This is a genomic window from Bacteroidia bacterium (genome assembly GCA_040880525.1).
In the GTDB taxonomy this organism is placed as follows: domain Bacteria; phylum Bacteroidota; class Bacteroidia; order CAILMK01; family JBBDIG01; genus JBBDIG01.
The window spans coordinates 1-22,404 of record JBBDIG010000030.1 but is presented as its reverse complement, the minus strand read 5'-3'; the positions used below and the strand labels follow the sequence as shown (position 1 = coordinate 22,404).

Below are 22,404 nucleotides of genomic sequence, written 5' to 3'. Positions count from 1 at the left end.
TCAGGCAAAACCATGTATCAATGAAATCATTTCTTAACCACCAGCCCCCGATTTTTTAATTTTTAGCATGGGAAAAGCAATGAATAATTTACTAAGAATTCTGTTGGTGGAGGATAATCCGGCTGATGCCGGCCTGATCGGGGAGAAGCTGCGAACGAATGGGCTGACGAAGTATAACATTTCCACAGTGCCACGGCTGGCAGAAGCAATTTCGTTTCTCGCAGGCAATGTGGTAGACGCCATTTTGCTCGATCTTTCATTGCCGGACTACACGGGGCTTTCAGGACTTCAACATTTGCAACAGAAATATTCTGCTGCACCAGTGATCGTATTGACGGCCTGTGAGGACGAACAATTGGCGCTTTTGGCAATACAGGCCGGAGCGCAAGATTATCTTTATAAAGATGAATTATCTCCGCAGTTGCTTCACCGCGCTATTCATTATTCCATTGAACGGCATAAAAGCGAGGAGCGCCAGCGGCAGTATGATGCACAATGCCGCACTTTGCTGGAAAACAATACGGACCTTATCTGGTCAGTAGACGATCGGGAAAATATCATTTATATAAACTCCAGGGCCAGGGAGTATTTCGGTGAGCTTTATGGCGTAAGCATCTCTGAAGGAAGCAATTTCAGCAGGATCTTACCGCCTGAGCAGAAACGACTCTTCAGAAAAGGGCTGGAAAAAGCGAAGAAGGGCGAGCGAATCACCCTTTCGGAATTTCAGCCTTATGGCAATGCAAGTTATTTTGATTTAAGCATTTATCCTATTTCTGGGACCGATGCAAAGATCTCCGGGGTATCCTTTTTTGCCAGGGATGTAACATCACGGAAATTATCAAAGCAAAGCCTTCTTGAGCATCAGGCACATCTAAAAGGCATTCTTGAAACCAACATGGATTACATCGTTGCGCTGGATAAGGATTCCTGTGTGCTGGTATATAATGAAAAAGCCCGGGAGTTTTTTCGTGAAACCTACGGACACGAGCTTGAGAAAGGCATGGCAGTTTTAGAGGTAATGGACAAAGGCCATCGAGTCCATTGGGAGGATATATGTAATCGTGTATTGTTGGGTGATCGAATAACAATCAACAATATCCACTTACCGCTTAATGGCCGGTACTATGATTATACGGCATATCCTATCCAGTTAAAGAATGGAGAGATACAGGGCATAACTTTCTTTTTCAGAGATGTGACCGAACGAAAAATGAGCGATGATGAGATCAGGATAAGTGAAGGCAGGTTCACTTCGCTGGTAGAAACCATGCATGAGGGATTGACTTATGCCAGCATGGATGACATTATGCTTTTTTGTAACGACCAGTTTTGTGCAATGACTGGCTACAAGAAGACAGAGCTGATAGGCAAGAATATTACAGATCTTCTTGTGCCGGAAGACTGGAAGGAATTTTTGATAGCCAGGAAGGAACTGCGAAAGCAGGGTGTTAAAGACAATTACGAATTTCAGTTGCTGAAGAAGAACGGTAAAAGGATCTGGATACTCACCAGTTCCACCCCAATGTACAATGATTCCGGAGAGGTGGAAGGCATTTTCAGCACCCATACGGATATTTCAGAGATGAAGCAGGCCATTGAGGACGTAAGAAAAAGCGAAACGAAATACCGTACATTACTTCAGACCATGCACGAAGGAATGGTACATGTGAACAATGAAAATATGATCCAGTATGCCAATGCCCGTTTTTGCGCGATGACCGGTTACAGCGAGCAGGATCTGATCGGTAGGTTTATATATGACCTCGTGTTTGAAGACGAAGACAGAGAATTGATCAGGCAGAAAACGGAACTGCGGAAGCTTGGAATCGGAGATCAGTATGAGCTGAGATTGAGACGCATAGACCAGGATAGCATCTGGGTGCTGGTGAATGGTTCTCCTGTAAAGGACGAAGAGGGGAAAGTGATAGGCGCTATGGGTACTTTTACCGATATTCAGGACATGAAGCTGGCAGAGCAGAAACTTATAGATAAAAATGAAGAGCTTAACACTTTCGTTTACAAGGCCTCGCATGACCTGAAAGGGCCCCTGGCTTCTATTATCGGACTTACCAACCTTGCCTCAGGTGAAATACAGGATGGGATGGCTCAAGAGTACTTTCAATTGATTTCCAAGAGTACTCAACGCCTCGACCGGATATTACTTGAATTGCTGCAAACCGTGAGGATTCGCCACAATGGTATTACAAATTCCAGGATTGACATGCCTTATATCGTAGAGGATGTGCTGCAAAGTATTTCTTCCGCAGAAGGCTATGACAAAATACGCATAAAAAAGCAGCTTGATCATATTCCGATTTTTTACAGCGATAAAAATCTTCTGATTTCTATTCTTCAGAATATAATTGATAACGCCATGAAGTACCACGATTGCAAGGCTCCTGATCCTTATGTGGCACTCCTGGTGTATAAACTGGGACCGTGCCTTAAAATTGAAGTGGAAGATAATGGCCCCGGTATCAGCATTGCGCAGCAACAAAAAGTGTTTGAAATGTTTTACAGAGGGAGCCTTCAGGCAAAGGGTACCGGTCTGGGACTATACATTGCAAAAAATGCTGTTGAGAAGCTGAATGGAGAGATCCGGCTGGAGAGCGCTGAAGGCGCAGGTACGCGGTTTATTATTACCTTGCCCTGGATTAATGAAGAACAAAATGACGGTGCAGATGCATACTCAAGACCCATATCGCCATCAATATTTTCAATACCCATTGAAAAATGAGATAGGAAGACTAATATTGTGTTTTACCAGTAAATTAACAGATCCTTTATTTAAACCATAATCTGATGAAGAAGAGTAACAAAGCCGGGAAGGCAAGTAAGTATGACAACGTGTTGTTGATAGACGACAATGAGATAGATAATTTCATCAATGAGCGGATTATCACCACTAGCGATTTTGCTGATCATGTAGTGGTTGAATCATCCGGAAACAGCGCCTTGGATTACTTGAAGCGAACGCTTGAGAAAGAACAAGATTTACCCCGAATAATTTTTCTCGATCTTAATATGCCCGTAATGGATGGCTTTGGGTTTCTGGATGAATATGACAAGCTTTTCCAGAAATACCCCCGGATGAAGGACGAGACAAAGGTCATAGTACTTTCCTCTTCCATAAGTCCGGCTGATCTTGACAGGGCATCCAAAAGTCCTTATGTGTACAAATACCTTAATAAGCCCTTAAACGAAAAGTATTTGGAAGCCATCAATATTTGAGCTGATGGAAGCATAAAAAAAGCGCTGGCGGAAAATGATCTGCCAGCGCTTTTTTTGTGCCGAAGGCGGGACTTGAACCCGCATGGCCTCACGGCCACACGCCTCTGAAACGTGCGTGTCTACCAATTTCACCACTTCGGCAAAAGGAAGTGCAAAATTAAAACTATCTTTCCTAACCCGGGCAAGCCGGAAGTAAAAAACAAGTTGCTAAAAGCGTCAGCATTGATAGGCTGCATAAAGATTTATTGTTTATGATTTCTTGCGTCTCCGGCTTCCTGAATTTTATGCCGGTTTTGCAGGGAAAATTAAAAAGAACAACCGCAGCCATTGAAGCACTACTCCGATTCAGGTAATTTTTTAACACTTTCGCGGACTTTAAATACTGAATATGAAAAAGCTTGCGCTGCACTGGCAAATCATTATTGGCCTTTTACTGGGAATTGGCTGGGCATATCTTTCCAGCTTCCTTGGATGGAGTGAGTTTACCCAGGATTGGATAAAGCCCTTTGGAACCATATTTATCAATCTGCTGAAGCTTATAGCGGTACCGTTGGTCCTTTTCTCCATCATCAAAGGAATAAGCGGCCTGAGCGATGTAACCAAACTTGGGCGGATCGGCATTAAAACCCTGGGGATATATCTCATCACCACCGTCCTGGCAGTTAGCATCGGTTTGGGGTTGGTGAATGCAATCCAGCCCGGCAAGTTGCTATCTGAAGACCAGCGGCTGCAGAATCGGATAGAGTATGAAAATTGGGTGGCAGGCAAGGAAGGTGTGGAAATTTTGGATGACAAGCAGATAGTTCCTGCAGCAGGCCTCAGCGATACAGCCAATTTGCCGGAAGCAGAGAAAACCGCTGAGATAGATGAATTCGTTAAAGAGAAAATCGAATCGGCTGAAAAGGTTAAGGAAACCAGTCCGTTACAATTTCTGGTAGACATGGTGCCGAGCAATATTTTCCTATCTCTGAATGACAACAGCCTCATGTTGCAGGTGATATTCTTCGCCATCTTCTTTGGGATCACCCTTCTTCTTATTCCGGGAACTCATGCTGAACCCGTTATCGCATTCATCACAGGTATAAATGAGGTTTTCCTGAAAATGGTGGACATTGTGATGAAAGGTGCCCCATTTTTCGTTTTCGCCCTCCTGGCAGGAACACTTTCAGATTTAGCGGGAAACGATCCTACATCAGTAAATGAGGTTTTTAAAGGACTAGGCTGGTATGCCCTCGTGGTTTTTGCCGGTCTTGCGCTGGTAGTCATCGTGGTTTATCCCGTTATTCTCACAACTTTTATCAAACGACTTTCCTACACCGGATTTTTCAAAGCCATAGGGCCTGCACAGATGTTGGCATTTTCTACCAGTTCCAGCGCAGCTACTTTGCCTGTAACGATGGATTGCGTTCAGGATAATCTTGGCGTTTCGCGTGATGTAAGCAGCTTCGTTCTGCCGGTAGGAGCTACCGTAAATATGGACGGCACCAGCCTTTACCAGGCGGTGGCGGTCGTTTTCCTGGCGCAATTCCACATGGTGGATTTAACATTAGGACAGCAACTCACCATCGTACTGACAGCAACACTTGCCTCTATTGGCTCAGCCGCAGTGCCGAGTGCCGGCCTCATTATGCTCATCATTGTGCTGGATTCTGTTGGACTGAACCCCGCATGGATTGCCATCATTTTTCCGGTAGACCGAATACTGGACATGTGCCGGACGGTGGTGAACGTTACCGGTGATGCTACGGTTGCTACCCTAATAGCAAGTTCAGAAGGAGAACTAAATTACAACCCGGAAGCGCACAAATGAAAAATATCGCCCACATTACCGGTTCAAGTTCGGGAATAGGAAAGGCCATCGCAGAAATTCTTCTCGAGAGAGGTTGGAGGGTCTTTGGCTATTCACGCAGGCAAACCATCCATCACAGCCGCTACAGCCATCGCTCAGTTGACCTTTCCATACCGGAAGCCGCTGGAGATATTGACTTTAGTAAAGAACTGAAGGATGCGCAAAAAGTAGTGCTGATAAACAATGCCGGGCAAACAGATCCGGTAAAAAGACTTGGTGCTTTGCCTGAGCCGGAACTCATAAAGGGAATTCATCTCAATTTAACGGCTCCGATTATTTTGATGAACAGCTTCCTGAAAATTCCAACCCGGCCTGAAATGGAACGGATCATTATTAATGTGAGCACTGGCGCGGCAAAAATCCGGTAAAGGGCTGGACTTTATATTGTGCTACCAAAGCGGCACTGGATATGGCTACAAGGGTGGCCGCAGAAGAAAATGCTGATAAACAATGCAAAATATTTGCAATAGCACCCGGAATTGTGGATACGGAGATGCAGGACGCGATTCGCGAGGCAGATTCCAGCCATTTTCCCCGCCTGGAGGAATTCAAAACATTCAAGAAAGAAAATAAATTAAAGGATCCTGAAGAAGTGGCCAGGGCGTATGTCCGCATTTTAGAACGGCCGGATCATTTTACGGAGGTTATTTTTGCAGTTTAAATTTTATAAAGGAACATGAAGATTTTATTGATAATAGTACTGGGCTTCGTATTAGGAATTGATTTTCTTGCTGCACAGGAAAAGCAGCAGGTAATCTGTGGAACCGATTACAGAAGTGCTTTAATGGCTGAAAAGTATCCTCAGCTTGCGGCTGAACGCGAGAAAAAGGAACAGTTGATCTATGAGATGAGCCAGGCGCGAGAAGAAGGGCAAATGGATGAAGCCGGAGGTTCCGGAGCTTCCCGCATTGTTCCGGTGGTTTTTCACATTATTCATCAATATGGCCCGGAAAATTTATCGAAGCAAACGATTCTTGATGCGGTAGAACAGTTGAACCTGGATTGGCAAAAAGACAATCCCGATCTGAGCCAGGCACGTACTGTTTTCCAGGCCGTGGCGGCTGATATGGATGTAGAATTCAGGTTGGCGCGCAAAGACCCAACGGGCAATTGTACGGAAGGTATCGTCAGGGTGGAGTCGCCCCATACTAATCGAGGTGAGGATGTTGCAATTAAAAATCTGAGCCGTTGGGATACACGGAAGTACCTCAATATTTGGGTGGTAAGGGATATTGCCTCCATTGACGGATTTACAACTGCCGGTTATGCATTTTTTCCAGGTGCCGTTTCTAACGCACTGGACGGTATCGTGATAGATGCTGATTTTATGGGCGCAGGCGAACGTACCCTTACTCATGAAGTCGGACATTACATGAACCTGTATCACCCTTTTCAGGGCGGATGTGGCGGCAGCAATTGCAACCTCTCCGGTGACAGGGTTTGCGACACCCCTCCCACAGCACAACAAAATTTTGGCTGCGATAAATCCACGAATTCATGTAGTAATGATTCCCCTGACCAGCCTGATATGCTTGAAAATTTTATGGACTACTCTAGCTGTGATGTTATGTTTACTACCGGGCAGAAGGTTCGGGTGGATGATGCTTTTACAGTATACAGATCTCAATTGATTTCTCAATCCAATCTTGTCGCCACCGGCACGGATCAGCTTTATCCCTCGCTTAATTGCAAGCCTATAGCTGATTTTCATTCTGAAGTCCAGGTGGTATGCCAGGGTGAAAGCATCCAGTTTGAAGACCTTAGCTACAACGGGTCAGTAACCAATTACCTCTGGAATTTTAGTGGCGGCTCACCCTCTACCTCCAGTTCTGCCAATCCTGAGATTACATACAATACACCCGGATTATATAACGTCTCCCTTACAGCCACTAATTCAGCGGGCTCCGGCACTACGGAGAAAAAGCTTTTCGTGAATGTGTTGGCGGACGTCAGCAGCACAAAAGCCCCTTATTCCGAAAGTTTTGAAAACCAGAATTTTGCAGCAACTGGATGGTCATTTGAAACCGATCACAGCACTATTGAATGGACAAGGTCTGACAACGCTTCATTCAGTGGGAACTACTCGCTGTATCTAAATAACCGTAGCATTTCCAGTTCGGATGGGATCTACAGCGCTACCATGCCTCCTGTAGACCTGGGTGCAATGCTTACGGCTGAATTGGAGTTTAAGGTCGCCTATGCCCAGAGAAGTTCTTCATCCACAGATCAGCTCCGTATCTATGTATCGCAGAATTGTGGCAAAACCTTTAGTCCCCGCTTTGTGCGTTCTGCCAGCACATTGGAAACTGCAGGCGGCCAGTTTATTAACTCGAATTTTGTTCCTAGCCAGAGTCAGTGGCAAACCCTTAGTTTAAGTCTCGGAAATTATTTAGATGTGAGAAATCTTGTCATTCGATTTGACTTCATTTCGGGTGGTGGAAATAACATTTATATTGATGATATTCAAATCTCAGGTGCAGTGGGCATAGAGGATCAAATGGCCGGAAACCGCATGATCTCATTTTACCCAAATCCCTTCAGCAGCGCGGTGAATATGGAACTGAATACCACAGATGCAAGGGAGGTTTCCTTCACAGTTCTTGACGCTGTGGGACGCGAACTCACAACCATAGATTTGCAGCAGCTTACCGGTAAACAGGAAATTTCCTTCAGCCCTTCTGAATTGAACATAAAATATCCGGGCATGTATTTCGTGCGTGGAAGAATTGATGATGCTCCCTTTGCTTATAAGCTTACTTATTTAAACCCCTGATTTCGAAATGGTAAAAAACCTCGTTATAGTTGAGTCGCCTGCCAAGGCTAAAACAATAGAAAAGTTTCTGGGAAAAGATTACACGGTCACCTCATGCTATGGACATATCCGTGATTTGGCTCCCGACAAACTTTCTGTTGAAGTAGAAAAGAATTTTGAACCGCATTATGAAATTCCTGATGATAAAAAGAAACTAGTCAGGGAACTGAAGAAACTTGCCGAGGAAGCAGAAATGATCTGGCTTGCAACGGATGAGGACCGCGAGGGAGAGGCCATCTCGTGGCATTTGAAAGAAGCATTGGGCCTGAAGAATGATTCCATTAAGCGTATTGTTTTTCATGAAATTACGAAGAATGCAATCCTGCAGGCCATAGCTTCTCCGCGCTCAATCAACGAGAATCTGGTGGATGCCCAGCAGGCACGCAGGGTTTTGGACAGGTTGGTGGGTTTTGAGCTTTCCCCAATATTGTGGCGGAAGATCAAGCCTGCTTTGTCAGCCGGACGTGTGCAGTCTGTAGCCGTCAGGCTGGTGGTTGATCGCGAGCGGGAAATCATTGCCCATAAAGCTTCAGATTTCTATAAAATTTCCGCAGTTTTTAACGTAAAGACGAAAGACGGTAAGTCTGCCGAACTAAAGGCGGAATTGCCCCAAAAGCTGAAATCTGCTGAGGAAGCCGGCTCATTTTTAAATGAATGTACTAAGGCGATATATTCCATTTCCGATATTGAAGTAAAACCGGCTAAAAAATCTCCGGCTGCTCCGTTTACTACCTCAACTTTGCAACAGGAGGCAAGTCGCAAACTCGGTTTCTCGGTGAGTCAAACCATGATGGTGGCGCAGAAACTCTATGAAGCAGGACACATCACCTACATGCGTACTGATTCAATGAATCTTTCAGAATTGGCGCTGGAATCAGCAGAAAAGAAGATAAAGGAAAGCTATGGCGAGAAATATCATAAGAGACGCCAGTATGCAACAAAGAGCAAGGGCGCTCAGGAAGCGCACGAAGCTATTCGCCCCACCTATATGGAAAATGAAGAAGTAGGTGGCGACAATTCCTCAAAGCGGCTCTACGACCTGATCTGGAAGCGGACTATCGCCTCTCAAATGGCTAATGCTGAATTGGAAAGAACCACCGTCAAAATTGACATCTCTACGAATAAAAGCCAGCTTCAGGCCCAGGGCGAAGTGCTGAAGTTTGAGGGATTTCTAAAGGTATACCTGGAAGGTAAGGATGATGAGGACGAAGAATCGGAAGCCAGCGGAATGTTGCCGCCTCTGAGCAAGGGCCAGGAACTTGACCTTCGGTACATGCAGGCCATTCAGCGATTTAATCGCCCTGCGGCAAGATATGCTGAAGCCTCTTTGGTGAAAAAGCTGGAAGAACTTGGTATCGGTAGGCCGTCTACTTACGCTCCTACTATTTCTACCATTCAGAAACGCGGCTACATTACGAAGGAAAACCGGGAGGGGCAAACACGGAAATACACCGTAATGACCCTGAAAAACGGTGAAGTGGCCACGAAAGAAGAACAAGAGAACTTCGGAGCAGAGAAAGGAAAACTTTTTCCTACCAACATAGGAATGGTGGTGAATGATTTTCTGATTGATCACTTTGCCGGTATTATGGATTTCAATTTCACTGCAAAAGTTGAGAAGGAGTTTGATGAAATCGCTGAAGGAGGAAAGGATTGGCAGAAAATGCTTGGAAGCTTTTACTTTCCATTTCATAAAACGGTAGAGGAAACCCAAAACAAAAAAGTAGAAAGAAAAGAAGTACATCTCGGCACTCATCCTGAAACGGGCGAACCCATGATAGGGAAAGTAGGCCGGTACGGTCCTTATGTTCAGATCGGGGAAGGCTCGGAGGATGAAAAGCCAAAATACAGCAAGCTTAAAAGCGGTCAGCTTCTGGAAACCATCACGGTAGAGGACGCGCTGGAATTGTTCAAGCTGCCTCGCACGGTAGGCGAATTTGAAGAATTGGAGATTGTGGCGGACATCGGGCGTTTCGGCCCTTATTTGCGTCATGACGGCCAGTTTTATTCTTTGCCAAAAACCCTGGATCCATTGGAAGTAACGGAGGAGCAGGCAAAGGAGCTGATCTCCGAAAAGCGCGAAGCCAAGAAAAAACAGGAGATCAAAACTCTGGAATATGAAGGCAAGCCGCTGCGAATTTTGAATGGCCGCTACGGCCCCTACATTTCATACAATCGGCTTAACGTGCGCATTCCGAAGGATAAAGTTCCGGAAGACCTCACACTAGAGGAGGTAGCAGAACTGGTGCAAAACCACAAGAAAAGCCCTCCAAAGGGAAAGCGGAAGGCCAAGAAAAAAACCTAACCATCAGGCATATTGTAGTTATTATTTAGCCCGAAAGAGAATACGCTCTGTTGTGTTGGATTCCAAAGAAATACAAGCGCTCATTAGCCTGCTTGATGATACTGACGAAGAAGTCGTAAATCATGTTGAGGAGAGAATACTGGCATTGGGTACGCCTGTCATTCCGGCTCTTGAAGTCCTCTGGCATACGCAGGCCAGCCATGCTCTCCAGCAGCGCATTGAAACACTCATCCATCAGCTTCAATACACCGAAACACTACAGAATCTCAAATCCTGGGCAAAGGATGGGGCAAAGGATCTTTTTGAAGGTGCATTCCTTGTGGCCAAATTCCGGTATCCCGGTCTTGACCGGCAGGATCTGAGCAATAAAATAGATCAACTGAAGCTGGATGCCTGGCTGGAACTGCATAACGATCTTTCGTCCCTGGAGAAAGTTAGGGTGCTGAACTATATCTTTTACCAGGTTCATGGTTTTAAAGGAAATACAGAAAATTATCATTCTCCTGATAATAGCTTTATTAACCGCGTGCTAGAGACAAAAAAAGGAAATCCTATTTCTCTGGCTATTATTTATTCTGTTATAGCTCAGAGGCTGAATATCCCCATCTTCGGAGTAAACCTGCCCCAGCATTTTATCCTTGCATACCGTGACGATACAAAGATCAGAACACAGAGTGCATATAATGCCGGGAAGAATTACCTTCATCACCAGGCCGGAGGTAATGTGCTTTTTTATATCAATGCCTTTAACAAGGGTCTCGTTTTCAGCAAATGGAATATTGACCAGTTCCTGAAGCAACTCCAGGTTGAACCTGAGGATTTTTATTATGAGCCCTGTGGCAATGTAGATATTATTCTGCGCATCATCCGCAACCTGATCTTCTCCTATGAAAAGCTGAAAAATCCGTCAAAGTCGCGCGACATGCAGGCGCTGCTGGAACATTTGCAGCCATATTCCTCCCTGATCCTGTAGGAAGATAATTTACTGAAAACGCCCTGGTTGTTTAGGATTTCAGGGAAAAATCAAAGGATAATAATTATTGAGGAATGGTATCCAGCCCCAGAATTTTCACTCCTTGTTCAAATACAATATCTACAGGAATGTCACGGGCTGTCAAGCGGTCCAGGTCTTCCTGCAATTGTGGGCTGACGGAGCCTATTTCCTGCATCAGTTCCTCTGTACCGGCTTTATCACCATCGCCCTGCAACATCAGGATCTTTTCCGAAAGTGAGTTCATAGCGGCCTGCATTTTTGCCATATCTACCCGGTAGCGTCCGTTTTCAGGATCGCGGGTAAATGCGCCTGCGTCTCTGAAATAGTTAAACCGGAGCATGTTGGCCTTTCCATGAGCGCTGGCCGCTCCGAAACGAACGGATCTGAAAATACTTGCCATAAAGGTGACATAATATTCTTCGAGTGCTCCCTTAATTTCTCCCTGCTCATGCAGTTCTGTAACCATGTATAAGCCCAGAATATCCGCCTTTCCTTCCTCCAGCGCGGAGGCATGTTCCTGCAAGGCCTCTCTTACCGTTTGGGTTCCATCAAGTGTATTCTTAATGCCCAGACCATGCGCCACTTCATGGAACATGGTGTTGGCAAAAAATGCATCGAAAGTGATGTGCTGCTGTTGGTCTTCCGCAATCAACTCCTGAGAAACAGGGATGAGGATTTTCTCGAATTTGGCCTGCATAGCATTTTTCAGTTGCAATCTGCGCGTCCCTTTTTCTAGCTGCACCTGCTCATCATTGGGCAAGTTGATGGCGATGGTCTTGCTGCCGGCATTACAATCTCCGGCATAAAATATTACATCATAAGCATTGAGTTCGCTATCGGTGCCCGGCTTTTCCGCTTTGTATCTTGCTGCTACCGGCAACCCTTCCTGCAGAGATGGGAGCATAGCAGCATATTTAGAGAGGCGGCTGCTCCATTCCTTGTCTTTTACCAATACATAAGCTTCATGGGCTGCTTTTAGTCCCATGAGTTTATCCTCATAATTTTCAATCGGCCCTATCACGATGTCAAGCGTGTTATCCTTCATATCAAGCCAGGCCATGTCGCTTTGGCGGTATTGATCATTGAGCAGGGCATCTGCGCGCAGGCTCAGGTAGTTGCGGAGTCCTTTGTCTTCGGCAAGTTCTGCTGCTCTCAGCAGGAGGTCTGCTGCCCTTACATTTTGATCTGTAAAGGCTTCGTGATACCAGATACTTTTCAGGCTGCCGTCTTCACTTCTCCTTATCAGCGTGTATTGGCTGTTTTTATTTTCTGCTGATGATGCTTCAAATTCCTCCCTGGTCAACCCGGCAGGATAGAAATTGGCTGTCAGAGGTTTTGCGCCATAGCCCTGTATGAACGGTTCATTATTGTTCAATCTATCCCATGGGCCGTAGTTTATGTTTACGAATTTTCGCACGGCTTCATCTTCGATACGCGGCAGCAACGTGTCCTGTCCACCAAAAGCCTCTGTCCAGAATATCTCATCCATAAGCTGAGATGCTTCAATCAGCAACGGGATCATCTGTTTCTGCCTGTTAGTCAATGAGCTGAGGTCCGCAGTAAGTTCCACGGAGACATACTTGTTGAGAAGCTGTTCAATGTCATAGCCTTCGGCCACTGAAATATATTGAGAGGTATCGGTCCCTCCGGCTGTCTGCTCGCTATCAGAGCCTGAATTATCGCAGCCTGAAAAAAATGCGATGGGTGCGGTTAGCAGGAAAGGAAGATATTTCTTCATGATATTAAATAGTTTAGTGAATGTAATGGAGGCGAATATAGATAAGGAAATATAAAGCACACAAAAAAAGCGGCCTCATTCAAGAGTACCGCTTTTCAAAATTTTAAGCTCCAGTGAAGTATTATTCGTTATAATAGCTATTGAGTTTGCTTTTTAAATCTTTTCGGGCAAAGTGGATCCGGCTTTTCACCGTTCCAATAGGAAGGCCCAGGTCGTCAGCTATTTCCTGATACTTGAATCCTTTAAAATGCATCAGGAACGGAATTTTAAAATCGTTGCTGATATGCTCAAAGGCTCGGCTGATGTCGTCCATATTGAGTTTTGACTCACCACTGTTGTCCTGCATTCTTTCAGTAGGACTGAGGTAAAAAAGATTGTCAGTGGAATCAATAATAACCTTCCGTTTAATTTTTCTCCGGTAGTTATTAATGAAGATGTTCTTCATGATGGTGTACAACCATGCTTTCAGGTTGGTGCCTTCCTTGAATTTATCCCGGCTTGACAGTGCCCTGAGCATGGTTTCCTGCAAAAGATCTTTTGCATTATCCATATTTCGCGTCAGGTTGAGCGCTATGGGTTTCAGGGAGGTGGAGTATTCATAAACGCGGGAGGTAAAGTCTGAGTTGGACATAGGAGTAAAATTTAGTTTGCTCTGGAATTGATTTCGAACTTATAGAAAGTTCCTGTCTCTTCCAAATATTTTCAGACTGAATTTAGGTAGTAATACTTAAAGCTATGGCACTCCGGGGTTCTAACGCCAAAATTTATTTTTTGGCGGTTTTAAACGGTTCAAAAAAAACCTTTTTTGATCTTAGAATCTATTTTTCTGATTAAATAATATTTATTTTATATTTTATTCATACTTATGTAAAATGGAGGCTTTTTACTTTTGACAGGACGATAATAAAGTTTCCTTCCGGGAGCAATACCTAAGAATAATATAGACACCTAAGTAAATTAAAAAAGCCGTGACAACCAAAGTCGCCACGGCTTCAAAAATCACCAATCATCAGTCGTCAGGCTTTGCTCTTGTAATATCCCTTTAATTTTCCCTTTAGTTCTTTCCGTGCAAAGTGAATCCGGCTTTTTACCGTACCGATAGGAAGTTCCAGATCGTTGGCAATTTCCTGGTATTTGAAACCTTTAAAATGCATCAGGAAAGGAACCTTGAAGTCAGGACTCATCCTGGAAAATGCTTTGTCTATATCCTCCATATTCAGATTCGATTCGCCATTATTATAAATTGTACGATCTGTGGAATTAATGAAGTAGTTGTTATCAGTGGTGTCAATGATCGTGTTCCGCTTCATCTTTCTGCGATAGTTATTGATGAAGATGTTCTTCATGATGGTATAAAGCCATGCCTTAAGGTTTGTGCCTTCCCGGAACTTGTCTTTGCTGGAAATTGCCCTTAGCATTGTTTCCTGGATCAGGTCATTGGCGTCTTCAGAATCCTTCGTGAGGCTGAGCGCAATAGGCTTTAAGGAAGTGGAACTGTCAATTACTTGCGTGTTGAATGCTTGAGTAGTCATAATAACTGGCTTTTTTAGTTGAAAAATGGGTTGCCTGATCAAACAATGGGTCAAATATACGTAGGGGATTTATAATACGCAAGTATTAAATAAAATTTTTTAGGTGGTATTACTTATCTTATCTTGTATCTCAGTAATATCAAGGGTTTTAATTGAATGAAAAGATCATTGCATCCTCGTTTTTCGTTTGCAGGCTTGTAAAAAATTTTGAGTAAAAAGAGATTGAATAAGTATATATACGTTACGCTTTAGGAGGATAGGTGATTATATGGAGAGGATTTGCTAAAAATACTGGTAAGTAGATGGTTGAGGCCGTTCGGGAATTTTCACTCATATACATTTGCAGAAATTTTCAACCGTGCGGTCCATCATCATTCTTCGTGATCTGATCTATAAGGATATGCTGCTTGAGGTCCGGCAGCGATATGCCCTGAGCGGAATTGTGCTCTACGTCTTCAGCACTGTTTTTATCGTTTACCTGTCCTTCGTAGTGATAGATCCCACCGCCTGGATTTCGCTGTACTGGATCATCATTCTTTTTGCTTCTGTGAATGCCGTGGCCAAAAGCTTTATGCTGGAAGGACAGGGACGGCTGCTCTATTATTACAGCCTCGCAAGCCCGAGCATGATCATCCTTTCTAAGATGATCTACAATTTTTTACTGCTGGTATTTCTATCCTTGCTTGCCTTTATCATCTTCTCATTCTTTATGGGCAACGAGATGGAGAATTTGCAATTCTTTGCACTGGTTCAGTTGCTTGGTAGCAGCGGCTTTGCGTTTAGCTTTACGATGGTTTCGGCCATTGCCTCTAAAGCGCGGAACAGCGCCACGCTTATGCCCATTTTGAGCTTTCCGGTGATATTGCCTCAATTGCTCTTGCTCATCCGCCTCAGCCAGCGGAGCATGGCAGGACTTTCAATTGAAGAAGGAGGGCAGGAATTATGGGCGTTACTGGCGCTGAATGCCATTGTTCTCGTTGTATCTTACTTGCTCTTTCCCTACCTTTGGCGCGAATAATTTATGGTCGTCAAATGATCAAAAAGGGCTATTTATGGAAGACTTTAGCAGTCTTCTTGATTCTTTACACGCTCGTAGCCGGATTCCTTTTTTCTGTACCTGACAAGGTGATCCTGGAAGAGTCCATTCGCAACCTTTATTTTCATGTACCCATGTGGTTCGGGATGATTCTCCTGTTCCTTGTGTCTGCCGGATATGCCATTGCGTATCTGGCTACCAGCAGGGAGAAATATGATATTTACTCTGTTGAATTTGCCAATACCGGAATTGTCTTTGGCTGCCTGGGGATGGTTACCGGAATGGTTTGGGCGCAATACACTTGGGGAGAGTGGTGGAGCAACGATCCCAAGCAACTGGGTTCAGCGATCGGATTACTGATTTATTTCGCATACCTGGTATTGAGAAGTTCATTTGCCGAAGAACACCAGCGGGCGAAGATCTCTGCGGTGTACAACATTTTTGCACTTTCGGCACTCATCCCGCTCATTTTTGTGCTCCCCCGGATGACGGATTCACTCCACCCCGGCAATGGCGGCAATCCTGGATTTAATGCTTATGATCTTGACGATCAGATGCGCCTGGTGTTTTATCCGGCAGTTCTCGGATGGGCACTGTTAGGCGTCTGGTTCGCGCTGCTCAGAACCCGTATTTCCCTGCTTCATAATTCAATCCTTTTTGATGAATAAAATTGCTTTATCATGTTTGTTTTTCACGCTATCAGCATGCATAGTTTTTGCGCAGCAAGCTGATACTTCAGCTTCGCTGGACGGGTTTATGAGAAGTTCTGACAAATTATATGTTGTCGTTGCTTCGCTTGTTATCATCTTTGCAGGAATTATAATGTATTTGATCAGCATTGAACGAAAGTTGAAAAAACTGGAAGATCAAAATCGTAATAAATGAAAAAATCCAATATAGCAGGACTCATAGTTATTGGCATTGCCATTTCTATCCTGATTTCTACGATGGGTGATGCCTCTACATTTGTCACCTTTTCAGAAGCATCCAAATATCCAGAGAAGGATTTCCACGTAATTGGCGAACTGGATTCTGCCGGTGAGCTTTACTACAACCCCGTTGAGGATCCCAACTATTTCTCCTTTTATCTCCGCGATAATAATGGGGAGATCCGGAAAGTCGTTTACCATGACACCAAACCGCAGGATTTTGAGCGTTCTGAAAAAGTGGTGATCGTAGGTAATGCGAATGGCGAGGAGTTTCATGCCACTAAGATTCTGATGAAATGTCCGTCAAAGTACAATGCGGACCAATCGGAATGGCAGGAGGCATCAGTGAACTAGATGGAAAATAACTTTTCAGGCGAACACCTTTTTCCGGGATATTTGGGCTATCTCTTTGTAGCCCTTTCTTTTGGATTCGCTCTATACGCGCTCATTTCCTATTACTTTTCGCTTCGCAATCCGCTGGATCGCCTCTGGCGCAACTCCGGCCGTACAGCATTCGTAGTACATTCTGTTGCCATCCTCGGCATTATCGGCACCCTCTTCTATCTCATCTATAATCATTACTACGAATACGACTATGTCTGGAAGCATTCGTCAAATGATCTTCCCGTTTACTATATGATCTCCTGCTTTTGGGAGGGTCAGGAAGGGAGTTTCCTGCTTTGGGCATTCTGGCATGTGGTGCTGGGGCTGATACTCATCCGCGTTGCCGGAAAATGGGAGGCTCCGGTAATGATGGTCATGGCCGCAGCGCAGCTTACACTCACCAGCATGTTGCTGGGAATCGAGATTTTCGATACTAAGATCGGCAGCAATCCATTCATCCTTTTGCGCGATGCAATGGCCGGTGCGCCTATTTTTGCCAGCCCTGATTATCTTGAAAAAATTACGGACGGAAATGGCCTTAATCCACTATTGCAGAATTACTGGATGGTTATTCATCCCCCTGTATTATTCCTTGGTTTTGCCTCCACCATTATTCCTTTCGCTTACGCAATGGGCGGATTGTGGAAACGCGAATACACCGAATGGATAAAACCGGCTTTCCCCTGGACGGCCTTCTCGGTTGCCATTTTTGGCGTGGGTATTTTAATGGGTGGAGCCTGGGCTTATGAGGCCCTGTCATTTGGTGGTTTCTGGGCCTGGGATCCTGTGGAAAATGCTTCCCTCATTCCGTGGTTGGTTCTCGTAGCCGGTTTGCACGTGATGCTCATTTATAAGAAAACCGGCAATTCCCTGAAGCTGGCCTACATTCTACTCATCACCACTTTTATTCTGGTGCTCTATGCCACCTTCCTTACCCGGAGCGGAATCCTGGGCGATACTTCCGTACATTCATTTACAGATCTGGGCCTTTCCGGGCAATTGATATTCTTTATGGCTTTCTTCCTCATAGCCGCCATCATTTCTATGGCAGTTTCCTGGAAAAAAATTCCGGTTACGGAAAGAGAGGAGAAGCTTTATTCGAGAGAATTCTGGATGTTCATTGGCGCATTAGTGCTGCTGCTGTCTGCCGCTCAAATAGTTATTTCCACTTCCATTCCGGTATTTAATGCCATAGCAGGAACGAATTTCGCCCCGCCTACTGAACCTATTGCGCATTACAACAAATTCCAGGTGCCCATTGCAATGGTGATCGCCTTGCTCACCGGGATGACTCAATATCTGCGATACCGCAATACACCCAAAAAATTATTTCTCAAACGGCTTTTTCGCGGGCTGGGAATCGGACTCATCATATCTGTAGGGTTGATCGCACTTACCGGTGTTTCAAATGTCCTTTACATCCTCCTGCTGTTTTTCGCTGTATTTACGATTGTCGGGAATCTGGACATTATGATACCCATGATCCGGAAAAAGAACCTGAGATCAAGCGGTGCAAGTGTCGCTCATATCGGAATCGGATTTCTGCTGCTGGGTGCTTTGATCAGCAATGCACAGCAGGAAGTTATTTCCATCAATTCTGCTAATATTTCCTTTGGTGAAGCTTTCGATGAGGAAAGCACACGCGAAAATATTATGCTCATAAAAGACCGGCCGGTGGTAATGGGCAGGTACGTGGTCACCTACAAAGGTGATTCTGTTTCACCGCCAAATACATATTATAAGGTGGAATATCGAAGGGTTGATTCCGAAACGCTGGAAGAGAAAGAGCGGTTTGTTCTCTATCCGGTAGCTCAGATCAATCCGCAAACCGGACTTACGCCAAGTCCTGATACGCGCCACTATTTCTCGAAAGATATTTTTACACACGTTTCCTCAGTTCCGGATAAAACCAGCGAAGATTATTGGGATCATACTTATAAAGAACCCCGCTTGTACCATGCCAATGCCGGAGACACATTACATCTTGAAGATAAAACCCAGGTAGTGGTAGAGTCCATTCTGCCTTTTTCTGATTCGGCTTCCTCGCCTATTAAGGATGTGGATATTGCCGTTACCCTGGAGGTGAAAGTTATGACCTCCTATGCTTCCTATGATGTCAGGCCATCCTATCTTATCTCTGGTACAACGCCTATCCGGCTGCCGAAGGAGATCCGCGATTTGGGTTTGAAAATAGAACTGGCAGGTGTCCATCCTGAGCAGGAGAAGAAATTGTCCATAGCAATCTCAAAGGCTGAAGATCATGTCCCTGACTATATTATTATGAAAGCGATCATTTTCCCCTATATCAATTTTCTTTGGATAGGATCGGTGGTGATGGTGATCGGGCTCACGATGTCAATAGTTTACAGGGTTAAGGAACTGAAGCGTCAAAAGGCATGAATTCGTTGCATTCCATAACCCTTGTGGGTGCTGGAAATCTTGCAACGCACCTCGGACGAGCCCTTGTCAATTCAGGCTACAAGATCAGCCAGGTTTTCTCGCTTTCTGATTACAAAGCCCGGAAACTCGCCTATGAACTGAATTCGGAGTTTATTACCCAACTCGAACAGGTTGACCGCACCTCTGATCTCATTGTGCTGGCAGTAAAGGACGATAAGGTTACCGGGGTAGCTGATTTTATCGGGAAGGTTCCGGGAATTGTGGTGCATGTTTCCGGAAGCGTTCCGATTGAGGCATTAGCCGGAGCCGGGGATGACAAGGGTGTGATCTATCCGCTGCAAACTTTCTCGGTGGACCGGCAGGTGGATTTTGGAGAAGTCTCCGTATGCCTTGAAGCCTCAAATGAGCAGACCCGCATAAAGCTCCGAAACCTTGCTAATACTATCTCCAGGCGCGTATTTGAAGTAGATTCTGATACTAGGCGAAAGCTGCACATGGCGGCTGTTTTCATCAATAACTTTCCCAATCACCTTTATTATATTGCCGAAGAAATGGCAAAGGAAACCGGGGTGCCTTTTGATATATTAAAACCGCTGGCCCTGGAAACGGTGGCCAAGGCATTTGATCTCAGCCCAAAAGATGCCCAGACCGGCCCCGCCAAGAGAGGAGAAGAAACCGTAATGCAGCGCCATCTTCAATTGCTGGATGAGCACCCCATGTGGCAGGAAATATACCGTATGATCTCCGACTCCATTGTCAAGCTTTATCATCGCGAAGATTAAGCAGTTACCGGAACTATTTCCCGCACTTGGGTTTCTTAATCTTTAAACCAGGATTTTTTAATGCCAACTATGGATCAATCAATATTTGCCAAACTTGGAAAAATACGCGGATTTATTTTCGATGTGGATGGAGTAATGACCGATGGATCGCTGATCATTCTGGAGGAAGGAACGATGCTTCGCCAACTCAACATCAAGGATGGGTTTGCCCTCTCCCAGGCCGTAAAGCAACATTTCCAGGTGGGTGTGATTTCCGGCAGCGTGCCGGTGGGAGTGGATATCAGGCTGGAAAAGCTCGGCATTGAGGATATTTATTTTGATCAGGAACATAAGATCCTGGCTTTCGAGAAGTTCCTCCTGGATCATTCTCTGGCATCTACTGAAATATTATATATGGGCGATGATCTTCTTGACCTGCCGCCAATGGAGCGTTCAGGACTCGCGGCTTGTCCGGCAGATGCCGTGCAGGAGGTAAAAGATGCGGCTGACATTGTAACGCAATTGACTGGTGGTAAAGGTTGCGTAAGAGAAATAATCGAGCTCGTGTTGAAGTATCAGAACAAATGGGACGTTAAGTTAAAATGATGCGGTTTCTTAAGCTCATCCGCTTCAACAACCTGCTGATCATGGTTCTTACGCAACTCAGCGTTTACCAGTGCCTCAATCGTTCTTTTTGCCTTAACCGCCCCATCTCCACAGATTTCCTGCTTTTGCTGCTTACCACCCTTTTTCTTGGTGCTGCAGGATATGTCATAAATGATTATTTCGATGTAAAAATTGATGCAGTGAATAAACCCAAAGCGCTGCTCGTAGACCGGTTTATCAAAAGAAGATGGGCCATCGTGCTGCATGTATCGCTCAACCTGACCGCTATTGCCATCGGCTTTTATCTTTCCGAATATCTGGGCCTCAGCTATATTATCGTGGCGTCAGTCCTCTGGTTTTATTCGGTTTCGCTAAAACGAAAGCTGATTATTGGCAATTTGGCCATTGCCCTGCTGATGGCTGCCACGCTGCTGATGGTGAAAATATACGACCCGTCAATCCGGCTCATCTGGGTTGGTTTCTTCGCCTATTTCGCATTTTTCACAGGCTGGATCCGGGAAATAATAAAGGATGTGGAAGACATGCGCGGAGATGCCATGCACAACTGCCGCACATTGCCGGTGGTTTTTGGAATCTATAAATCCAAGCTTGCGGTAATGGTGTTGAATGCGATCATGGGACTCTCACTTATTGCCGCCACAGTGTACAGCTTCTGGCAGGAATTGCCGCTGCTTGGCTGGTACTTCATCCTGGCGGTGCTGCTGCCGTTTGTGGTCTTTGATTATTACGTACGGAAGGCCCATCGGCTCAGGCACTTCAGCCATCTCAGTACCGGGCTGAAACTCATCATTCTTGCCGGGGTGCTGGCCATGCCGGTACTTTGCCTCTCATAGAAAATCCAAATTACCATGCATCCGCTCAACGTAAAAATACTCCTCGCTTCCCGCTCTCCGCGCAGGAAGGAAATATTGGAAAAGGCCGGGTTCCGGTTTCGGTGTGTGCCTGCCGGGATTGATGAAACCCACCCCGCAGAAATGCCAGCGAAAGCAATTCCCGAATACCTGGCAAAGCAGAAGGCAGAAGCCCTCACAAACCAGGTGCAGCCAGGCGAGGTAATTTTGGCTGCCGATACCATCGTAATCCTGGATAACGAGATCCTGGAAAAACCGGCTGATGCAGCAGAGGCAATGCAGATGCTGCGAAAGCTTTCAGGAAAAATGCACACGGTCATTACAGGCGTTTGCCTCAAAACGCAGCAGCAAACGATAACATTCAGTGACCTTTCAGAAGTATATTTTAAGCATTTGGAAAAAGAAGAAATTGACTGGTATGTAAACCAATACAAACCGTTTGACAAAGCCGGAGCCTACGGTGTGCAGGAATTCATTGGCATGATCGGCATTGAAAAAATGGTGGGCTCCTATTTTAATGTGATGGGCCTGCCGGTGCATAAGGTGTACGCAGCATTGAAGAAAATGTAAATCCGGCTTTCCAGCCGGATAAGCCCGGCCATGGGCCAACTCTCGATCTACAACCGTTGTGGCGAAACTATCTGGAAAGGAGAAAATGAAGGCTGGGACGGAACAGTTGCTCATGTAGGTCCGATTTATTATCGGACAATTCCGCGACAGCGGAATATCAGGGCCGGGTAGGAGAGCGGAGTCATCCAGCGGTGGTAGCCCGTTGCCGGGCTTGTCCCAATCATGTAGGTCCGATTTATTATCGGACAATTCCGCGACAGCGGAATATCAGGGCCGGGTAGGAGAGCGGAGTCATCCAGCGGTGGTAGCCCGTTGCCGGGCTTGTCCCAATCATGTAGGTCCGATTTATTATCGGACAATTCCGCGACAGCGGAATATCAGGGCC

21 protein-coding genes and 1 tRNA gene are annotated in these 22,404 nt (G+C 45.3%); 18 read left to right on the top strand and 4 right to left on the bottom strand.

Annotated elements, in window-relative coordinates; translation table 11 throughout:
* Window positions 1–67 precede the first annotated feature (67 nt).
* On the top strand, window positions 68–2,737 hold the full coding sequence (locus WD077_08820) for a PAS domain S-box protein (protein MEX0967328.1): 2,670 nt from the start codon (window positions 68–70) through the stop codon (window positions 2,735–2,737).
* A gap of 65 nt (window positions 2,738–2,802) precedes the next feature.
* Window positions 2,803–3,231, top strand: a complete 429-nt coding sequence (locus WD077_08815; GenBank protein ID MEX0967327.1) for a response regulator — start codon at window positions 2,803–2,805, stop codon at window positions 3,229–3,231.
* A gap of 57 nt (window positions 3,232–3,288) precedes the next feature.
* On the opposite strand, the gene WD077_08810 is transcribed toward WD077_08815, so the two are convergent.
* A tRNA-Leu gene (locus WD077_08810) sits at window positions 3,289–3,372 on the bottom strand.
* 247 nt (window positions 3,373–3,619) lie between these two features.
* Here WD077_08810 and WD077_08805 point away from each other — a divergent pair.
* Genes WD077_08805 through WD077_08780 form a run of 6 tightly spaced genes read left to right on the top strand, consistent with a single transcriptional unit; the run spans window position 3,620 to window position 11,170 of the window.
* Window positions 3,620–5,041, top strand: coding sequence for a dicarboxylate/amino acid:cation symporter (locus WD077_08805; GenBank protein MEX0967326.1), 1,422 nt, complete (start codon window positions 3,620–3,622; stop codon window positions 5,039–5,041).
* Entirely contained in the window at window positions 5,038–5,448 is a 411-nt protein-coding gene (locus tag WD077_08800; GenBank protein ID MEX0967325.1) for an SDR family NAD(P)-dependent oxidoreductase, read from the top strand. The genes WD077_08805 and WD077_08800 overlap by 4 nt, the downstream gene beginning before the upstream one ends.
* Window positions 5,449–5,489: 41 nt before the next feature.
* A complete protein-coding gene (locus WD077_08795) occupies window positions 5,490–5,741 on the top strand; it encodes a hypothetical protein (protein ID MEX0967324.1) in 252 nt (83 codons plus the stop codon).
* Between the two features lie 15 nt (window positions 5,742–5,756).
* Complete coding sequence (locus tag WD077_08790) at window positions 5,757–7,853, top strand: M43 family zinc metalloprotease (GenBank protein MEX0967323.1); 2,097 nt, start codon at window positions 5,757–5,759, stop codon at window positions 7,851–7,853.
* Between the two features lie 7 nt (window positions 7,854–7,860).
* On the top strand, window positions 7,861–10,197 hold the full coding sequence (gene topA, locus WD077_08785; protein ID MEX0967322.1) for a type I DNA topoisomerase: 2,337 nt from the start codon (window positions 7,861–7,863) through the stop codon (window positions 10,195–10,197).
* 52 nt (window positions 10,198–10,249) lie between these two features.
* The gene (locus tag WD077_08780) at window positions 10,250–11,170 is read left to right on the top strand and encodes a transglutaminase-like domain-containing protein (protein MEX0967321.1); all 921 of its coding nucleotides are present in this window, start codon (window positions 10,250–10,252) and stop codon (window positions 11,168–11,170) included.
* 64 nt (window positions 11,171–11,234) lie between these two features.
* Here WD077_08780 and WD077_08775 read toward each other — a convergent pair whose 3' ends face one another.
* The 3 genes from WD077_08775 to WD077_08765 all read right to left on the bottom strand — a co-directional run bounded on the left by WD077_08775 (window position 11,235) and on the right by WD077_08765 (window position 14,461).
* Window positions 11,235–12,929 (bottom strand): Zn-dependent hydrolase, encoded by a 1,695-nt coding sequence (locus WD077_08775; protein MEX0967320.1) that lies wholly within the window; start codon window positions 12,927–12,929, stop codon window positions 11,235–11,237.
* Between the two features lie 121 nt (window positions 12,930–13,050).
* Entirely contained in the window at window positions 13,051–13,560 is a 510-nt protein-coding gene (locus tag WD077_08770) for an RNA polymerase sigma factor (protein MEX0967319.1), read from the bottom strand.
* Between the two features lie 385 nt (window positions 13,561–13,945).
* Entirely contained in the window at window positions 13,946–14,461 is a 516-nt protein-coding gene (locus tag WD077_08765) for an RNA polymerase sigma factor (GenBank protein ID MEX0967318.1), read from the bottom strand.
* Window positions 14,462–14,819: 358 nt separating this feature from the next.
* On the opposite strand from WD077_08765, the gene WD077_08760 reads away from it, so the two are divergent.
* The 10 genes from WD077_08760 to WD077_08715 all read left to right on the top strand — a co-directional run bounded on the left by WD077_08760 (window position 14,820) and on the right by WD077_08715 (window position 22,190).
* The gene (locus WD077_08760) at window positions 14,820–15,479 is read left to right on the top strand and encodes a heme exporter protein CcmB (GenBank protein MEX0967317.1); all 660 of its coding nucleotides are present in this window, start codon (window positions 14,820–14,822) and stop codon (window positions 15,477–15,479) included.
* Between the two features lie 14 nt (window positions 15,480–15,493).
* Window positions 15,494–16,165 (top strand): cytochrome c biogenesis protein CcsA, encoded by a 672-nt coding sequence (gene ccsA / locus WD077_08755; protein ID MEX0967316.1) that lies wholly within the window; start codon window positions 15,494–15,496, stop codon window positions 16,163–16,165.
* Window positions 16,158–16,382 (top strand): CcmD family protein, encoded by a 225-nt coding sequence (locus tag WD077_08750; GenBank protein MEX0967315.1) that lies wholly within the window; start codon window positions 16,158–16,160, stop codon window positions 16,380–16,382. Before ccsA (WD077_08755) ends, WD077_08750 begins: the two co-directional genes overlap by 8 nt.
* Window positions 16,379–16,780, top strand: coding sequence for a cytochrome c maturation protein CcmE (locus WD077_08745; GenBank protein ID MEX0967314.1), 402 nt, complete (start codon window positions 16,379–16,381; stop codon window positions 16,778–16,780). Before WD077_08750 ends, WD077_08745 begins: the two co-directional genes overlap by 4 nt.
* Window positions 16,781–19,210 (top strand): cytochrome c biogenesis protein CcsA, encoded by a 2,430-nt coding sequence (gene ccsA / locus WD077_08740; protein ID MEX0967313.1) that lies wholly within the window; start codon window positions 16,781–16,783, stop codon window positions 19,208–19,210.
* Window positions 19,207–19,992, top strand: a complete 786-nt coding sequence (locus WD077_08735) for a Rossmann-like and DUF2520 domain-containing protein (GenBank protein ID MEX0967312.1) — start codon at window positions 19,207–19,209, stop codon at window positions 19,990–19,992. The genes ccsA (WD077_08740) and WD077_08735 overlap by 4 nt, the downstream gene beginning before the upstream one ends.
* 69 nt (window positions 19,993–20,061) lie before the next feature.
* A complete protein-coding gene (locus tag WD077_08730; protein ID MEX0967311.1) occupies window positions 20,062–20,577 on the top strand; it encodes a 3-deoxy-D-manno-octulosonate 8-phosphate phosphatase in 516 nt (171 codons plus the stop codon).
* Window positions 20,574–21,431 carry a geranylgeranylglycerol-phosphate geranylgeranyltransferase gene (locus WD077_08725; protein MEX0967310.1) on the top strand — a complete coding sequence of 286 codons (858 nt, stop codon included), beginning with the start codon at window positions 20,574–20,576 and terminating at the stop codon, window positions 21,429–21,431. Before WD077_08730 ends, WD077_08725 begins: the two co-directional genes overlap by 4 nt.
* A 15-nt stretch (window positions 21,432–21,446) precedes the next feature.
* On the top strand, window positions 21,447–22,019 hold the full coding sequence (locus WD077_08720; GenBank protein MEX0967309.1) for a Maf family protein: 573 nt from the start codon (window positions 21,447–21,449) through the stop codon (window positions 22,017–22,019).
* A 30-nt stretch (window positions 22,020–22,049) separates the two neighbouring features.
* Window positions 22,050–22,190 (top strand): hypothetical protein, encoded by a 141-nt coding sequence (locus WD077_08715; GenBank protein ID MEX0967308.1) that lies wholly within the window; start codon window positions 22,050–22,052, stop codon window positions 22,188–22,190.
* The last annotated feature ends 214 nt before the right edge of the window (window positions 22,191–22,404 follow it).

What these genes read in the sequence shown, in the direction of transcription:
- WD077_08715 (MEX0967308.1), top strand. Translation starts at nt 22,050, where the DNA reads ATGGGCCAACTCTCGATCTACAACCGTTGTGGCGAAACTATCTGGAAA.
- WD077_08790 (MEX0967323.1), top strand. Translation starts at nt 5,757, where the DNA reads ATGAAGATTTTATTGATAATAGTACTGGGCTTCGTATTAGGAATTGAT.
- WD077_08720 (MEX0967309.1), top strand. Translation starts at nt 21,447, where the DNA reads ATGCATCCGCTCAACGTAAAAATACTCCTCGCTTCCCGCTCTCCGCGC.
- WD077_08745 (MEX0967314.1), top strand. Translation starts at nt 16,379, where the DNA reads ATGAAAAAATCCAATATAGCAGGACTCATAGTTATTGGCATTGCCATT.
- WD077_08730 (MEX0967311.1), top strand. Translation starts at nt 20,062, where the DNA reads ATGGATCAATCAATATTTGCCAAACTTGGAAAAATACGCGGATTTATT.
- WD077_08750 (MEX0967315.1), top strand. Translation starts at nt 16,158, where the DNA reads ATGAATAAAATTGCTTTATCATGTTTGTTTTTCACGCTATCAGCATGC.
- WD077_08820 (MEX0967328.1), top strand. Translation starts at nt 68, where the DNA reads ATGGGAAAAGCAATGAATAATTTACTAAGAATTCTGTTGGTGGAGGAT.
- WD077_08795 (MEX0967324.1), top strand. Translation starts at nt 5,490, where the DNA reads ATGGCTACAAGGGTGGCCGCAGAAGAAAATGCTGATAAACAATGCAAA.
- WD077_08765 (MEX0967318.1), bottom strand. Translation starts at nt 14,461, where the DNA reads ATGACTACTCAAGCATTCAACACGCAAGTAATTGACAGTTCCACTTCC.
- WD077_08735 (MEX0967312.1), top strand. Translation starts at nt 19,207, where the DNA reads ATGAATTCGTTGCATTCCATAACCCTTGTGGGTGCTGGAAATCTTGCA.
- WD077_08725 (MEX0967310.1), top strand. Translation starts at nt 20,574, where the DNA reads ATGATGCGGTTTCTTAAGCTCATCCGCTTCAACAACCTGCTGATCATG.
- WD077_08770 (MEX0967319.1), bottom strand. Translation starts at nt 13,560, where the DNA reads ATGTCCAACTCAGACTTTACCTCCCGCGTTTATGAATACTCCACCTCC.
- ccsA (MEX0967316.1), top strand. Translation starts at nt 15,494, where the DNA reads ATGATCAAAAAGGGCTATTTATGGAAGACTTTAGCAGTCTTCTTGATT.
- WD077_08805 (MEX0967326.1), top strand. Translation starts at nt 3,620, where the DNA reads ATGAAAAAGCTTGCGCTGCACTGGCAAATCATTATTGGCCTTTTACTG.
- ccsA (MEX0967313.1), top strand. Translation starts at nt 16,781, where the DNA reads ATGGAAAATAACTTTTCAGGCGAACACCTTTTTCCGGGATATTTGGGC.
- WD077_08775 (MEX0967320.1), bottom strand. Translation starts at nt 12,929, where the DNA reads ATGAAGAAATATCTTCCTTTCCTGCTAACCGCACCCATCGCATTTTTT.
- topA (MEX0967322.1), top strand. Translation starts at nt 7,861, where the DNA reads ATGGTAAAAAACCTCGTTATAGTTGAGTCGCCTGCCAAGGCTAAAACA.
- WD077_08815 (MEX0967327.1), top strand. Translation starts at nt 2,803, where the DNA reads ATGAAGAAGAGTAACAAAGCCGGGAAGGCAAGTAAGTATGACAACGTG.
- WD077_08800 (MEX0967325.1), top strand. Translation starts at nt 5,038, where the DNA reads ATGAAAAATATCGCCCACATTACCGGTTCAAGTTCGGGAATAGGAAAG.